The 14,673-nt window shown below is 40.1% G+C and carries 15 protein-coding genes; 3 read left to right on the forward strand and 12 right to left on the reverse strand.

Annotation, left to right across the window (positions count from 1 at the left end; all coding sequences use genetic code 11):
- Positions 1 to 127: 127 nt before the first annotated feature.
- The 4 genes from CJ483_RS07505 to CJ483_RS07520 form a co-directional block, all read right to left on the reverse strand.
- Positions 128 to 418, reverse strand: a complete 291-nt coding sequence (locus tag CJ483_RS07505; RefSeq protein ID WP_142927217.1) for a hypothetical protein — start codon at positions 416 to 418, stop codon at positions 128 to 130.
- 46 nt (positions 419 to 464) lie between these two features.
- On the reverse strand, positions 465 to 1,001 hold the full coding sequence (locus CJ483_RS07510; protein ID WP_120033651.1) for an MFS transporter: 537 nt from the start codon (positions 999 to 1,001) through the stop codon (positions 465 to 467).
- Positions 998 to 2,434: an FAD-binding oxidoreductase gene (locus CJ483_RS07515; protein WP_120033653.1), complete on the reverse strand. Its 1,437-nt coding sequence runs from the start codon at positions 2,432 to 2,434 to the stop codon at positions 998 to 1,000. Before CJ483_RS07515 ends, CJ483_RS07510 begins: the two co-directional genes overlap by 4 nt.
- Positions 2,435 to 2,690: 256 nt before the next feature.
- Positions 2,691 to 4,163 carry an N-acetylmuramoyl-L-alanine amidase gene (locus tag CJ483_RS07520; protein WP_259455587.1) on the reverse strand — a complete coding sequence of 491 codons (1,473 nt, stop codon included), beginning with the start codon at positions 4,161 to 4,163 and terminating at the stop codon, positions 2,691 to 2,693.
- A gap of 252 nt (positions 4,164 to 4,415) precedes the next feature.
- Between CJ483_RS07520 and CJ483_RS07525 the strand changes: the two genes are divergently transcribed.
- Entirely contained in the window at positions 4,416 to 4,559 is a 144-nt protein-coding gene (locus CJ483_RS07525) for an acid-soluble spore protein N (protein ID WP_120033657.1), read from the forward strand.
- Positions 4,560 to 4,614: 55 nt separating this feature from the next.
- Here CJ483_RS07525 and CJ483_RS07530 read toward each other — a convergent pair whose 3' ends face one another.
- Positions 4,615 to 5,433, reverse strand: coding sequence for a squalene/phytoene synthase family protein (locus CJ483_RS07530; protein WP_120033659.1), 819 nt, complete (start codon positions 5,431 to 5,433; stop codon positions 4,615 to 4,617).
- Between the two features lie 568 nt (positions 5,434 to 6,001).
- Here CJ483_RS07530 and CJ483_RS07535 point away from each other — a divergent pair.
- On the forward strand, positions 6,002 to 7,018 hold the full coding sequence (locus CJ483_RS07535; protein WP_120033661.1) for an AI-2E family transporter: 1,017 nt from the start codon (positions 6,002 to 6,004) through the stop codon (positions 7,016 to 7,018).
- Positions 7,019 to 7,286: 268 nt separating this feature from the next.
- Positions 7,287 to 8,768, forward strand: coding sequence for an amino acid permease (locus tag CJ483_RS07540; RefSeq protein ID WP_120033664.1), 1,482 nt, complete (start codon positions 7,287 to 7,289; stop codon positions 8,766 to 8,768).
- A 57-nt stretch (positions 8,769 to 8,825) separates the two neighbouring features.
- On the opposite strand, the gene CJ483_RS07545 is transcribed toward CJ483_RS07540, so the two are convergent.
- The 7 genes from CJ483_RS07545 to CJ483_RS07575 all read right to left on the reverse strand — a co-directional run bounded on the left by CJ483_RS07545 (position 8,826) and on the right by CJ483_RS07575 (position 14,672).
- A complete protein-coding gene (locus CJ483_RS07545) occupies positions 8,826 to 9,494 on the reverse strand; it encodes a hypothetical protein (RefSeq protein ID WP_120033666.1) in 669 nt (222 codons plus the stop codon).
- A gap of 103 nt (positions 9,495 to 9,597) precedes the next feature.
- Positions 9,598 to 10,806 carry a S1C family serine protease gene (locus CJ483_RS07550; protein ID WP_120033669.1) on the reverse strand — a complete coding sequence of 403 codons (1,209 nt, stop codon included), beginning with the start codon at positions 10,804 to 10,806 and terminating at the stop codon, positions 9,598 to 9,600.
- Between the two features lie 205 nt (positions 10,807 to 11,011).
- Positions 11,012 to 11,224, reverse strand: a complete 213-nt coding sequence (locus CJ483_RS07555; protein ID WP_120033671.1) for a hypothetical protein — start codon at positions 11,222 to 11,224, stop codon at positions 11,012 to 11,014.
- Positions 11,225 to 11,453: 229 nt separating this feature from the next.
- Positions 11,454 to 12,626, reverse strand: a complete 1,173-nt coding sequence (locus CJ483_RS07560; protein ID WP_259455588.1) for a sensor histidine kinase — start codon at positions 12,624 to 12,626, stop codon at positions 11,454 to 11,456.
- A gap of 231 nt (positions 12,627 to 12,857) precedes the next feature.
- Positions 12,858 to 13,532 (reverse strand): response regulator transcription factor, encoded by a 675-nt coding sequence (locus CJ483_RS07565; RefSeq protein WP_120033673.1) that lies wholly within the window; start codon positions 13,530 to 13,532, stop codon positions 12,858 to 12,860.
- Positions 13,533 to 13,609: 77 nt separating this feature from the next.
- Positions 13,610 to 14,116 carry a DUF1648 domain-containing protein gene (locus tag CJ483_RS07570; RefSeq protein ID WP_120033675.1) on the reverse strand — a complete coding sequence of 169 codons (507 nt, stop codon included), beginning with the start codon at positions 14,114 to 14,116 and terminating at the stop codon, positions 13,610 to 13,612.
- 238 nt (positions 14,117 to 14,354) lie between these two features.
- Entirely contained in the window at positions 14,355 to 14,672 is a 318-nt protein-coding gene (locus CJ483_RS07575; protein WP_120033677.1) for a hypothetical protein, read from the reverse strand.
- Position 14,673: the final 1 nt, after the last annotated feature.

Genomic DNA, 14,673 nt, shown 5'->3' on the forward strand with positions numbered 1-14,673 from the left:
GCAGACAATAAGTCTGTACTCACCATGGATAATCAGGCTCACTGCTATTCGTTTCAAACTATTTAAATAGTTTGATGAACACACGACTAATTTACTAGAGAGACAGAGCCATTCTGCCTCTGCACTTTTATAAGCAGAACGAGGAGTTGGTGAAGAATAAACGCTGATTCCTGTATTCCTTGCCAATATGATTGCCCGCATCATGTGGAGAGGATGACTGACAATGGCAAAGCTGGGCATCCCTTGTCTCCTTCGCAGGCTCTTTGCACTGCTTAAGATCTTCTTCAGCACTTCTTGATTGTTCATCAATTAAGATAGCTGCAGGGTGCCCATTATGCCCCAGCACATACTCCCCCACCGCTTCTGCCTCGTCCATAACAGTGTGACTTCTTCTTCCAGCGGTAAGAACAATAGCCATTACACCATTGTTTTCATACAGCCAAACAGCAGAATGCCTTAATCACTTAGCTCATGTCTTTTTTTAACAAAATCATCCCGCTGATCACATAGACAAGGGATGCCAAGTAAAAGATCGTTCCGATCGTGAGGAAGTCAACGATATATCCCGTTAAAATGACCGCCACAGCTGCCCCAATCGACGTCCATGTATGATAACTGCCAATTTGCTTTCCTGCTGTCTCCTTCATAACGTGACGGGCAAGTGCTGTTTTTTCCGTATTTTTCTGCAAAGCACCGAGCAGACCCATGACAATTTGCAGAATATATACTTGCCATGCTTCGGTAACAAGCGGAAAAAACAATAGAGTAACAGCCGTCCCCCATGTATACGTAACAAGCAGCACTTTATCGCCTAGCTGATCAGCCATTTTTCCAATCATCGGATAAGCTAGAGCAGAAGTTAAGGCAAATAAGCCATAGGCCCAGCCAAATTGAGCATAGCTGTCGCCCACATTTCTCAATAGCAGAACATAAAAAGGAAAAATCATGCTGCCAGCCATTATCATTAAGCTTTGTGACAATATAAACCGTTGAAAATTCATTGGCCATACTCCCTGTAAAAAAAGTTCATGAAGCGCTCATCCGGATCATATTTTCTTTTCATGCGAAAAAACTCTTTGCTATGCGGATAAGCAGTATCAAACTGGTCCTTCGTTGGGTAGGAATAATAAGGCAAGTAATAACTGCCGTTATGCTGAAGGGTAATATCGATCATCTTACGGATAACTTCTTCCGTTTGCTTCATATCCTTTGAAGACCTCCCCTGATTAATGAGCAGAACAAGGGCAAACATATCTACTTTCGCATAAGACAAGACAGCTTGTTCATCTTTTCCTACATAGCGGACGGTAATATTGAGCAAATTAAAATCCTTTTCATTTTCAAGAACATTCCGCAAATCATCAATATAGTCTGCAAATTCACTGACAGGAACAAAATATTCCTGAAGCACCTCTGTCCGACTGCTGCTTTCATACTCCATAAAAGCTGTTTCTGATCTCATCACATTATTTCTCGTTTCCAGCTTCCCATTTCCCTTTTTCATATACGTTCGCTGCAGTTCCCAAAATTTATCTTTCCCCCAGTCACTGTATCGGGATAAGCCAAGAAGTAATTTTGGTGCTGCAATGATCCGATCCTCTTTTAACTGATTATAAGCAGTCAATTTATGTTCATCTTTAGCATTTGTCCAGTCTGTTACATACATTTCTCGTAAAAAGGTGTCAGGTGCAACCGAAATGCGGGCAAGATGCATTTTAACTTGCGAGCTATTTACAGCGTTTTGAAAATAGGAAGAATATTGGCTGTAATCTATCACTCTTGTATGTGTTTCATACAGCTCATCCTTTGCTAATGAAAACGTAACATCGAGAATGATCCCAAATAGACCATAGCCTCCGATAACAAGTGGAAACAGCTCCTTATTTTCTTCTCTGCTCACGTTGATAATCTCACCTGCAGCAGTTAGCAGCCGAAACGATTCCACTGTATCAATTAATGAACCATAATGGATATCTCGGCCGTGGACATTGACACTCAACGCCCCGCCAATTGTAAAAATATTTTGCGACTGCATGACTTTGACAGAGAGCCCGTATGGATTAATTCGTCGTTGAATATCATCCCATGTAGCTCCAGCTTGAACAGTAATCGTTTGCCTTTTCGGATCAAACTGAAGAATTTTATTGTACTTTTTCATATCAATGATCGTTCCACCAGGATAATAGGTATGACCTCCCTGGCTATGCTGCATGCCAGCAATAGAGAGTTTATCACCTGTTCGATTTGCCCGTCGAACCATCTCTTGGAGTTGCTTCTCCCCTTCTGCCTGCTCGATGCTTTTCACTGCCGTTGGCAACAATTGACCAGCATCACTTGCAATTGGCTGTGAGAATTGTTGCCCGTGCCAATAAACAGATCCTGTAAAAAGAAGCGTATATCCAATTAAAAAAGAAGCCATTGCTTTTTTCTTCATAAATAACGTCTCCTGAAAAAATATCTATATTTATCTTATCATAATCATTGGCATTATTTTTCTATCAGTGTAAAAAATGGAATCATTTGCTTAATATAGATGGATGACTTTTTAGTAACCCATTTAAAATGCCCCTTTAGAAACTTAATTAGGACATAACGGGCAAAAACGGATGAGTCTGGCTATGAAAATCCTCACAAAAAAGACGCCCTCTAAAAGCAAGATTTGTGAGCTTTCAGAGAGCGTCTTTTCAATATTATTTTGCTACGTTATAAAGAGAATCGACTTGATAACCTTTTTCTTTATAGTAATCTAGAATGCCAAGATAGATAGCTTTAGACGCAGCTGTACGCCAATAGTCTGATTTTAGCTTTTCATTATCTTTTGCGTTATCAATGAAACCAAGTTCAGCTAGAGCGGCTGGCATGCTATTATACTTAATCACATAATAATTAGCTGTTTTTACTCCACGGTTCTTCAACTGTAAAGCATCTACCATGCGCTTCTGAATTTTAGTCGCCAGCAGCTTACTGTCAGATACGTAAGGATTAGTTGCTGCTGCTGAATAGTAATACGTTTCCGTACCGTTGCCCGCTCCGTTGCTGGCATTCGCATGGATGCTGACAAATACATTGCCCTTTTTACTTTTAGCAAACGCCGTGCGGTCTGGTAGTGATGGGAACGTGTTACCTGTGCGAGTCATATACACTTTAAACGGTGTTTTTTTCAATAGTTCATTTGTTTTCAGTCCCGTATCTAAGACCACATCTTTTTCCTTGAGGCCGAATCCAGAAGCTCCAGGATCACTGCCGCCGTGGCCAGGATCAAGAACGATAATTTGATTAGCTAAACGCGGATCTACGTTGTCGATTACCCCAGGTTTCTCATCATTATCCTGGTTATTGTCTTTATCCGGTGTTGCTGGCTGATCCGTTGTGTTGCCTGGTTTCTCTGTATTGCTCAGATAGCTTTTATGAACAAATCCGATTATATTTTCTGATTTGATATACATCCAGCTCCCGATTTCATGGCTGCCGAGTACTTTGACACCCTTCTGTAATGAGCCGCTCTTTTGATAGCTTGTAGATGGGCCTGTACGTACATTTAAATTATTGGTGTTTACCCAAAATGTTTTTGTAAAGGTGGCCGTGTTTTTTATACGGAATTCAGGATTAATGGCACGTGCAAGAAAAACAGAGAAGTCTGCACGGATAATTTGCTCATTCGCTCCAAATGTACCATCTTCCATACCGCTTGCAATTCCACGGGACATTAAAGCGTTCGCTGCACCCGAAAGGCTTCCGCCAAACTCATAACCAAATGCTTTTGAGAGCATAACGGCCATTTCGCCACGTGTTACCTCTTTCTGTGGGAGAAACCTTCCACCGTCATAGCCTGATAGAATGCCTTTATCTACCGCTGATTGAATATACCCTGAAGAAAAATTGCTTGCTGATACATCTTTAAAGACGGTTTCACGTTTTGCTCCATCTAATTGCAAGGCACGTGCGATAAAAGTAGCTGCTTCTTGGCGGGTCACCACTTTCTCGGCAGCAAATATAGTTGCTGATGAACCATTTGCAATTCCTCCCTCAGCCAAGTAATTGACTTCTTTTAACGCCCGATTAGGTACATCGGTAAAGCCGCTCGCCTGGGCTGTCGTATGAAATCCAAAAAGAGGAATAATTAAGAAAAAGGCAAACGCCATAAAAATAGAACTCTTCTTCACAAGTTTGTCTCCCTTCACAAATTTTACCATTTTATTCTAGCATACAAATATACTTCTAAACATACAATTTTCGACTCTTATTGTACTTTTCGGTAATAAAGGGCTAATTATGTAGCTTTATTGTATCTTTGTAACAACAAAAACATCTTTGTAATGTTTTTGAAACAAAATATTCCGAAGGGAGGAAAATAGGAGAAAAATAAATTATTTCTCTTCACTTTGGCAAACCTATCTATCGAAAGGAGGGATATTATGAGTAAGCCTAAAACAAGCAGAAATCACTTTGCTTCCAATGAGACCGGTTCACCTCCAACTTCCTTTGAGGGCAACAAAGGAAAGAAAATGCAGGACACATCAGGAAAACATGCCCAAGTTATCCAAACAAAAGGGGAATAACTGCCTCTCATCAAAAAAAGGCAAAAAGCTGTGGAAACAGCTTTTTGCCTTGATCCTATTTCTCTATGACTTGACTCACCATTTCTGTTACCTCTGCTCTGCTCATTTTTTCTTTTCCTTTTTCTAAAGCATGGAGCGTCCCATGAGCAAGAGCGAGAGGGATTTTGCAAAAATTAAGAATAGAGCCGGATTTAATCCCTTCTATATAAACATCAGCTAAAGCCAAATTGCGCTTAGCATAATTGAACATATCTTCCAATTCCCAACCCTCAGGGAAGAAGCTTACTCCCCGTTCTCGATCTTCCGTATGGTTGCGAAGAATATTAACAGACTGTAATCCGCGTCCGTAAGCAATCGCTAATTGTTTGTCGGTTTCTGTGCCATCGTGCCATTTCCATATATCGGAGAGCATGACTCCAACAAGGCCGGCCACATAAAAAGTATAGTCGTCCAAATCTTTCTCGTCCTTTACTTTCCATCCCTTCATTGCCCAATCTGCCATGCCCTTGGCCATGATCGAAGTAGCACTTAGAACAGTGTCTACAACTGTTGCCGGACAGTACTTGATCCAATCACCAAGCCGTAAAGTAACCTCTGGCAGCAAGGCTTTATATGGCTCGACAATAGACTCGAACTTTTCAGTATTAAACGATCCTTTCAAAATCTGGCTGATAGAGTTTAGCAGGCTGTTTTTCGATGCTGGCTCAAGTTCCGGATGGTCTTCAATCTCATCGATTGCTCTCATGCATAAATAAGCTGAAGCCACGGCTTCCTGCACCCCTGGTGCAAGCTGACTGATCGGAATAAAGAATGTCCTGCTCGTCTCCTTTAGCACATTGATTGCATCTCTTTGTAAATGATTCATTTCGCTCATCTGTTGCTGCCTCCCACTATTTTCGCGGTCCTACGCTAAATATTCTCAAAAACCGATGTTATTTTCACTCATAACAATATTCTAACATAAAAGACCCACTTCTCATTACATTTGATTTTAGAGAAAAAAAGTTTAGTATAAAGTTTTTGCAAGCTGACAAGTGAACAATTGACTAAAAAGTCACTTTCTGCCCGTCCTTCTATTTTATCTATTATAATCGTCCCGGTAATTGAAAAATAGTCACATGCAGAATATGACTAAAAAACGTCATTTTCTGGTTGCTTTAAGAAGGAACTCTGGCCCCCCTTACTCAATAAACATACAATAGATCATTTTCTTTTCTACTGTTTTAAGCTATGGTCTCTAAAAGAAAAAACGAGACAACTCCTGTTAACATACACTATTGATACATATATCTGATACGGCAGCCTTGTTAATTATTCCTATATGAAAAAAACCTCTTTAAATACTTGTAAACTTCCCCCGCGAGTTGATAATGAAATAGAAAGAACAGAATGTAATTGGCTGTATTGAAAGGTGAGAAACTTGCTAAGGAGTCATAGTAGAGATGGATGAGATAAAAGGGTTTTTCCAAAAAAAAAGCGTTAAACGTATTATTATTGCCGGTTTGATTATTTTGATTTTATTTGCAATGAGAAGCATGATTAATTTACTCCTTCTTACATTTATTTTTGCCTTCTTAATGGACCGTCTCGTAGAATTTGCAGCTAGGCGCATCCCATTAAACCGCAGGCTTCTCGTTTTATTGATGTATTCCCTCATCGTGGGTCTATTAACATTTGGACTCGTGAAATACCTGCCGATTATTACGATAGAGATCGGCCAGTTAATTAAGCGCATCACCGCTTTTTATGCCCAGCCTCACGATAATGTTTTTATGAATTACATTGAAAAAGTCATCTCTAGTGATCAAATTAATGCTTACTTAGAGAATGGCGTATCTTTCTTGCTCAAATCATTCAGCGATATTAGCAAGACGAGCATTGATGTATTCATTTCCTTAATCTTAAGCTTGTTTTTCCTTTTAGAAAAACCGCGCTTACAAGAGTTCACCAAAAAATTTAAAGATAGTAAAATTGCTCCTTTTTATTATGAAATTGAATTTTTCGGAAAAAAGTTCACACGTACCTTTGGAAAAGTGATTGAGGCACAATTTATTATTGCCTTTATTAATTGCTTATTATCCGTGATCGCACTGTCGATTATGGGATTTCAGCAAATCTTCGGATTGGCGATAATGATTTTCTTTCTGGGACTTATCCCCGTTGCCGGTGTCATCATTTCACTCGTCCCTCTCTGTTTAATTGCCTATACGATTGGCGGTTTTATTAAAGTCGTCTACGTAATAATAGCCATCGCTATTATTCATGCAATCGAGGCTTATATTTTAAATCCAAAGCTGATGTCCTCAAAAACCGATCTGCCCGTTTTCTACACGTTCGTTGTCCTCCTTTTCTCGGAGCATTTCTTCGGTGTATGGGGGTTAATTATCGGGATTCCGGTCTTTGTTTTCTTGCTTGATGTTTTGGAAGTGACAAATAAAGAAGCCACCCGTTTGTCATAATATGTTTAACAGCTTTTTATTCTCCCCTCTCACCAAATGAGAGGGGATTTTTCATAAAGTTATCTATCAATTCATTTTTCACATAGTAAAAATACAACATTTTCCGACAAAAAAATACAAAAAACCTCTTTCTTTTTTACTCTTTTCGATTTATGATATGTATACGCTTTCAACATTTTGATGTTTACTACTTCTCTTAGCGGTGGTATTTAAGATAAAGCATAGTTACCATGCAACATTTGTATTTAATCATCTTGGAGGTAGAACTATGAGCAATCAATCATTACAAAATGGTAGCATTGGCCAAAACGGCGAATTAAAGAAAGGATTAAAAGCAAGACATTTAACGATGATCTCGCTGGGCGGCTCAATTGGTACCGGTCTTTTTTTGGGCAGCGGTTTTTCTATTTATTCAGCAGGCCCTGGTGGCGCCTTGCTTGCCTATCTTATTATTGGCGTGATGGTCTATTTCATTATGACCAGTCTGGCAGAGCTAGCAGCTCTTATGCCAACAAGTGGTGCATTCAGCACATACGCCACTAAATTTATCGATCCCTCTCTTGGCTTTGCACTAGGTTGGAATTACTGGTACAGCTGGGCGATTACACTTGCCGCTGAGTTATCTGCCTCCACCCTCGTTATGAAATTTTGGTTTCCAAACAGTCCATCCTGGTTGTGGAGTGGTTTATTTCTATTATTAATATTTGGCTTAAATATATTGTCCGTTAAAGGTTATGGGGAAGGGGAATATTGGTTTTCTTTTATTAAGGTTACTACAATCATTATCTTTATTATTGTTGGCTTTCTTATGATCTTTGGTATTATGAATGGCGGCGATTCCGTTGGATTCAAAAACTTTACTATTGGTGATGCTCCTTTTCACGGAGGATTTCTAGCCATGTTTGGTGTGTTTCTAGCAGCAGGTTTTTCTTTCCAAGGAACTGAAATCGTCGGTGTCGCAGCAGGGGAAAGTGAAAACCCGCGCGAAAATGTGCCCAAAGCGACACGAACTATTTTTTGGAGAATTTTATTATTTTACGTGCTTGCCATTTTAGTCATCGGGTTAATCATTCCTTATACAAATGAAAATCTTAAAAGTGATGACATTATGGTAAGCCCATTTACGTTAGTATTTGAAAAGGCTGGTCTGGCTTTTGCAGCTTCCCTAATGAACGCGGTCATTTTGACAGCTGTATTGTCTGCAGGGAACTCAAGCTTATACGCCTCAACTCGGATTTTATACGCTATGGCAAAAGAAGGACAAGCCCCTCGGCTTTTTGGAGTGTTAAATAAAAGAGGCATTCCAGTTGCGGCCCTTGTAGCAACTGCATTAGTAGGTTTACTAGCTTTTCTTGCTTCCATCTTTGGAGACGGTGTCATTTATATTTGGCTTCTAAATTCTGCTGGCGTCACCGGTTTTATTTTCTGGTTAGGGATTGCAGCAAGCCATTATCGTTTTAGAAAAGCATTTTTAGCTCAAGGGTATTCACTTGATCAGCTTCCTTATCGGGCAAAGTGGTATCCATTGGGGCCAATTCTCGCATTCAGCATCTGTCTTGTCGTATTATTGGCACAGAACTATCAAGCCTTTCTTGGTGATCATATCGACTGGACGAATGTAGTTTCTTCCTATCTCGGTATTCCGTTATTCCTAATCGTCTGGTTTAGCTATAAATTCATCAAAAAAACAAAAGTCGTTCCTTTAACAGAATGCGAAATTACTATGGATGAAGATCCACAAGTTAAATAAGCTAAAAAAGAACCGTCTGGAGAATCTCCAGGCGGTTCTTCACATAGTATTTACTTATCAGTCCAGTTTGTGTTTCTCAAAGGGAAGATGATCGACTCCTAATTCCGCTAACTGCTCCTTTGCTTTGGCAATAAGGGCTTCCGCTTTTTTCTTCGTTGCTTCATCCAAATTGGCAAACAGGTCTCCCTTGTCTCCTCTTTCCGGCATCTTCACCCCTAGTTTTTCAAGCTGCACGTGGGCCTCTTCACGAGTAATCGTTCCCGCTCTTTCTTTTTCCATAATGGCTTCGGCTTTTTTCTTTGTTGCTTCATCTAAGTTAGCAAACAGGTCTCCCTTGTCTCCTCTTTCCGGCATCTTCACCCCCAGTTTTTCAAGCTGCGCGTGGGCCTCTTCACGAGTAATCGTCCCCGCTCGTTCCTTTTCCATAATGGCTTCGGCTTTTTTCTTCGTTGCTTGATCCAGGTTGGCAAACAGGTCTCCTTTGTCTCCTCTTTCCGGTATCTTCACGCCTAGCTCAACTAAATCAGATTTAAGTTGATCCATGATCATTTTTACTTTTTTCTCCGTTGTGTGATCTTCCGAAGCTTTTGCATTTGTTCCCTGCTGAACCGTAGACACCGATGAGGTTGAATTGGTAGCAGCCAATACTGATGCTCCTGCTCCTCCTAAGATGCTTAAAGATAAAGCTCCTGTCATTACGTAACTGAATACTTTGTTTTTCTTCATTATAAATTCCTCCTTTATGAATGGGGCTGACACAACATTTACTTTATCCGTCAATAGTGAAAAGATGGTGAAAATTCAATGGGGCGACTACTTTTTCGCTACTTTATTTTTCATTAAGCTTTAAGGTTATGCTCATTTGCTGGCCATTCCGATACAATCCTACTTTAATCTTTTCTCCTACTTCCGCTTTGGAATAGAGATATTTTCGAAAGTCGCTTGTATCGCTAACCTTCGTCCCATTGACTGACTGGATCACATCTTTAGCCTGAAGGCCAGCTGCTGCTGCGGGTGAAGAGGTCTCTATCGCGGCAATTACTATTCCTTCCTTTACATCTGCAGGTAGATCAAGCTGGCTTTGCAGTACAGTAGCAGGAAGATCACCGACATCCTGCAGGCTAACCCCGAGATACGGTCTTTTCACTTTTCCATCTTTCAGTAGATGATCAATAATTGGAACCACATCTTCACTTGGAATAGCAAACCCTAATCCTTCCACGCCGCTTTCTGCAATTTTCATGCTATTAATACCGACAACTTGTCCAGAACTATTAATTAAGGCGCCACCACTGTTGCCAGGATTAATAGCGGCATCTGTTTGAATAACATTTAAATCCCACTGTCCCTCTGATGTAGAGACAGGTATAGTTCTATCCTTCCCGCTCACAATCCCCTGTGTTACTGAACTTGCCAAGTCGAGGCCAAGCGGATTGCCGATTGCGGCTACTTGTTCACCGAGCTTAAGCTTCGATGATTCACCAAAGCTGGCTACTTTGGTGATAATGCTGCTGTCTGTTTTAAGAACGGCTAAGTCTGTCAATGGATCGGTTCCGACAATTTCCGCTGTCGCTTTCTTTCCATTATTAAGCACTATTTCTACCTTATCTGCTCCTTCAACGACATGGTTGTTTGTCACGATAAAGGCATTAGCACCAGACTTTTTAAAGACAACTCCAGAACCAGTACCAGCCTCTTGCTCATTTTCTCCGATATTTCCATTTTCCTGAAAAAAGCTTGCTGACTGTTGTTGAAGATTCACTACGCCCACGACGGCTTCATTGATTGTATCAATCGCACTGACCAAGCTGGTAGAGGAAGCCGCTGTTGGCTGTATATTTAGGTCAGAACCAGCAGCTTGATCATTCTCCACAACAGCGGCCTTCTCTTTATCCACAGCCGGCACCTCTCCATTTACTCCAAGAATTGGCGATAAATATAAGACTGCAACCCCACCGGCAATGGCACCGGTAAACGAAGTCATAAGCGGCTGAAGTATCCCTTTTCTCTTGTTTTTTTCATTTGTCTCATCATACATATCTACTCTCTCCTTTTCACTGTCCTCTTTTTTACCTATTACTGATGTTAAAAAACAATGGTGAAAAGACGGTGAAAAGATAAAAATAAATAAATTAAATAGGAAGGATGGTTGGGAAGGTCAACGGGGGGAAAATTAGGGGTGTATGCATCTTTAAAAGCCGTATAGGATGAATCACTATACGGCTTTCATAAAGGAAAAAAATCTACTCTATTTCTTTAGATTGGCCGGCATCTTTAAGCAGTTCGCTAAGCCTTTCATTCCTTTCCCGATCAAGCTTTAGCTTTGCATTCATAAACTTAATCACTTGTATAGCGAAATAAATGCCGAATCCAACAAGGATTATATTAATAACTATAGGTAGAAGAGTAAGAAAAACAATCATCCCTTCCGACGCAAACAATGCATTATTGAACATCAAATACCTCCAGTAATTGGATGAATCATCCTTATTTAATATGCCAATTCCAATTTTATCAATTTTATTTTCTAAAAGCTAAAAAATTACCTATTAAATACTGAATAAAGAGCGCTCACTTGAAGGAGAATGGTCTAAACCAAAGGAGAGCTCATTGCTCTAAATGCTAGAGTAGTAGAGAAAAACATGAAACAGGGAGATTCTTGTAGAACCTCCGTTTAAATTAATTCTATGATGAAAAATGCTTCTCGTTCTCCTCCTCGGCACGTATTGGCAGGCGCACGGTGAATACACTCCCTTGCTCAGGCTTGCTATCCACCTCAATAGAGCCTCCATGAGTAGAAACAATCCACTTAGCAATGGAGAGCCCTAGCCCATAGCCTCCCATCGATCTTGATCTTGATTTGTCAGAACGGTAAAAGCGATCAAAGATACGATCATAATCAGCAGAAGGAATACCGATACCTGTGTCTTCTACAATTATAGTCAGCTCCTTTTTCTGCCCCTTTAAGAGAAGAGAAATTTCACCTCCGTCTGGCGTATATTTAATTGCGTTATCAAGCAAAATGTAGAGAAGTTGAGTAAGCCTTTCGCTATCACCGTTCACCTGGATGGATGGAGACGCCTCAAAATGCAGCCTGATTTGCTTTGCCTGGGCGAGTGACTGAACAGATCCAACCACTTTTTCAGCAGTCTTGAAAAAATCGAACGTCTCTTGCTGTCTTTCCATCATTCCCGAATCTGTGCGGGCAAGTGTCAATAAATCACTCACTAGCTTCGTCATTCGTTTCACTTCAGTCTTCATATTGACGAGCAACTTACGAGCAAATGGATCTTCGTTCATTGAATCCGTCATTTCCATAGCATTAATTGATGACAGCATAATGCTCAATGGTGTGCGCAATTCATGTGAAGCATCACCGACAAATTCCTGTTGGCGGGCAAATGCCTTAGAGATTGGAATCATCGCTTTCTTTGACATATACCGACTAATAAACAAAGCAATGCCAAAAAACAAAACAGCTAACAAAGTAAGAATAACAAGGAGCCATTTAAATAAATGATAAGCAAATGAAATATCTTTTCCGATATACAGCATCCCAATAAACTGTCCGTTATAAAAAAGCGGCCGTCCATCAATCATCAACTTGACCATTTGCGAATCTCCTATGCGATGCGGGCCTTTTCCTATTTCTTCTCTTTTCGGAAAAGTGATCTGTAGTGTTTCTTCACGGACGTCATTTTTTCTCGGAATCCAACCTTGTAAAAGCTGCAATAAATCCGGGCGAATCTGAGGAATGGTTTCCTGTCCCATAATAAGGTCTCCATCTGTATCCACTACATAATAAAAAAACTGATCGACTCCAGCTAAAACAATTTGCTGACTTTCAAGGCCTTGCAATTCTTTTATCGCATTGTCTGCCAAATAATCTAAAATAATTCTCGATTCGTGGTGAGTTAGCTCTCCAAGCTCTTTTTTTGGTCCTCTAAAACAATTATATATACTAGAAAATAAACAATAATAACGAATAACGAGAGAAACAATACCATTAAACCGCTATAGAAAAAAGTAAGCCGAGATTGTGTATTCTTAAAGATATCTGCTTGTTGATGTTTCCGCCGCAAAAAACTCTTATTTTTCAACTTTGTAACCAACCCCTCTAATGCTATGAAGGAGGTGCTGTTTTCCTACGATGTCTAGCTTTTTCCGCAGCAGCTTCACGGTTGCATCTATCGTTTTTGTAGATACGTCCGCATCGTATCCCCAGATCCGGTCTAAAATCACTTCACGCGGCAATACCTGCCCTTTGTTTTGAACAAGCAAGTCTAACAATTGAAATTCACGCGGGCTTAACTGAATACTTTCATCACCACAGTGAATCATTTGGCTCGTTCTGTTAAGAAGAAGGTCCTGAATCGCTAATGTTTCTTCCAAGATTGGCGCATAATTTCTTCGGGATAGCGCTCGCAGCCGTGCAAGTAATTCATCTATTTCAAACGGCTTGATGAGATAATCATCTGCACCCGAATCAAGCCCTTCCACCCGATCTTCCACTGTATCCTTCGCTGTCAACATGAGTATCGCTCCCGAATAACCCTCTTTTCGTAAACGGCGGCATACGTCTATTCCGCTTCCATTTGGCATCATCCAATCGAGTATTAATACATCATAATGGGAAGCAGCTGCATAGTCATAAGCGTCCTCCCCCTCCTTTACCCACTCTACCCGGTATCCTCCTTTTTTCTTTAGCATAAAAGCAACTAATTCGCCAAGCTGCTCATCATCTTCAGCTAAGAGGATATTCATGTTGTCTCCTCCTTTCTCTTCTCTTTTTATGCTAATCCCTTTTAATGAAAAACAAGTGAAAATAGCGCCTATCTTTCTTACAGTTCATTGCCCCATTTTCTTATTTTACAGTTTCGATAAAGAAATACACCAAGCGTGCCAAATAGAACAACTAGAAAGACAGGCAGTTCAAAATAGCCTAATCTTGCTTCCTTTCCATATGACCATTGAACACTTTGCCAACTAGTATAGATAAGAAAAAGAATAATCTCCGTTTTAATGGTATTTAGCATAAGTCTAGTATTAGCAAACATTTGGTCCTTATTTTCCTCTGTTAGATGAGGAATGTTATAAAGACTCGGCTTTCGTTCCAAAACTGTCATACCTGCCCAAAGAATCAAAGTGATGAAGGGAAGAAACCAGATCATCCCTTTGCTTCCCCAGCCGTCCGCTTCTCCTTTGGCATTAAAATGAATGGGTACTTGTTCAGGCAATTGGCTCCATTGTGTAAACAAGTAGATGACATTAGCAAAGATAAATAGCAGCGAAATAACAGTAGAGACTTTTTCAAACATTGTTTTGGCTAATTGGTTGTTATCAGTCATTTACTTCCTCCTTTGTCATGCTCATTCTCGGATGCTTAAAACCGTATCTAGCTTAGCTTATTTTGTTACAATCCGTTTTTCTTCATAAAATGATAGCCGCTGTCTGCTGCATTCTTGACAACAAGATGATACTATTCATTTCTTTTTTCTAAACAACCTGTCCATCCTACAAAGTGCTTATCAGTTAACAATCCGCAATCAACATTCTTCTTTCCGGATTTTTTATTCCTTTTTCTTTTCATGTCTTTTTCATTCTTAAAAACAGCTCTTCAATCATCGGCCAGTTTTTTACCCATGTAAACAGCCGGACAATATGGAAAGGTGCCACCATCACCACAATGAGGAGGGTGAGAAAAAATACAGCCATGCTCACAAATTTCACATATCCTGTTTCCTGATAAGTCATTGCTTTCAAACTGACAAAAGCGCCAACGAGCAAAAAAATCATTCCGACAGCAAACAAATACTCCACAAAGTTGCTTAAAATAAAAGAGAGACCGACAAATAACATCCCTATAAAAGAAAAGATGACAGATGACAAACTATAGATTTGCATA

The organism is Bacillus sp. PK3_68 (assembly GCF_003600835.1).
Classification (GTDB): domain Bacteria; phylum Bacillota; class Bacilli; order Bacillales; family Domibacillaceae; genus Pseudobacillus.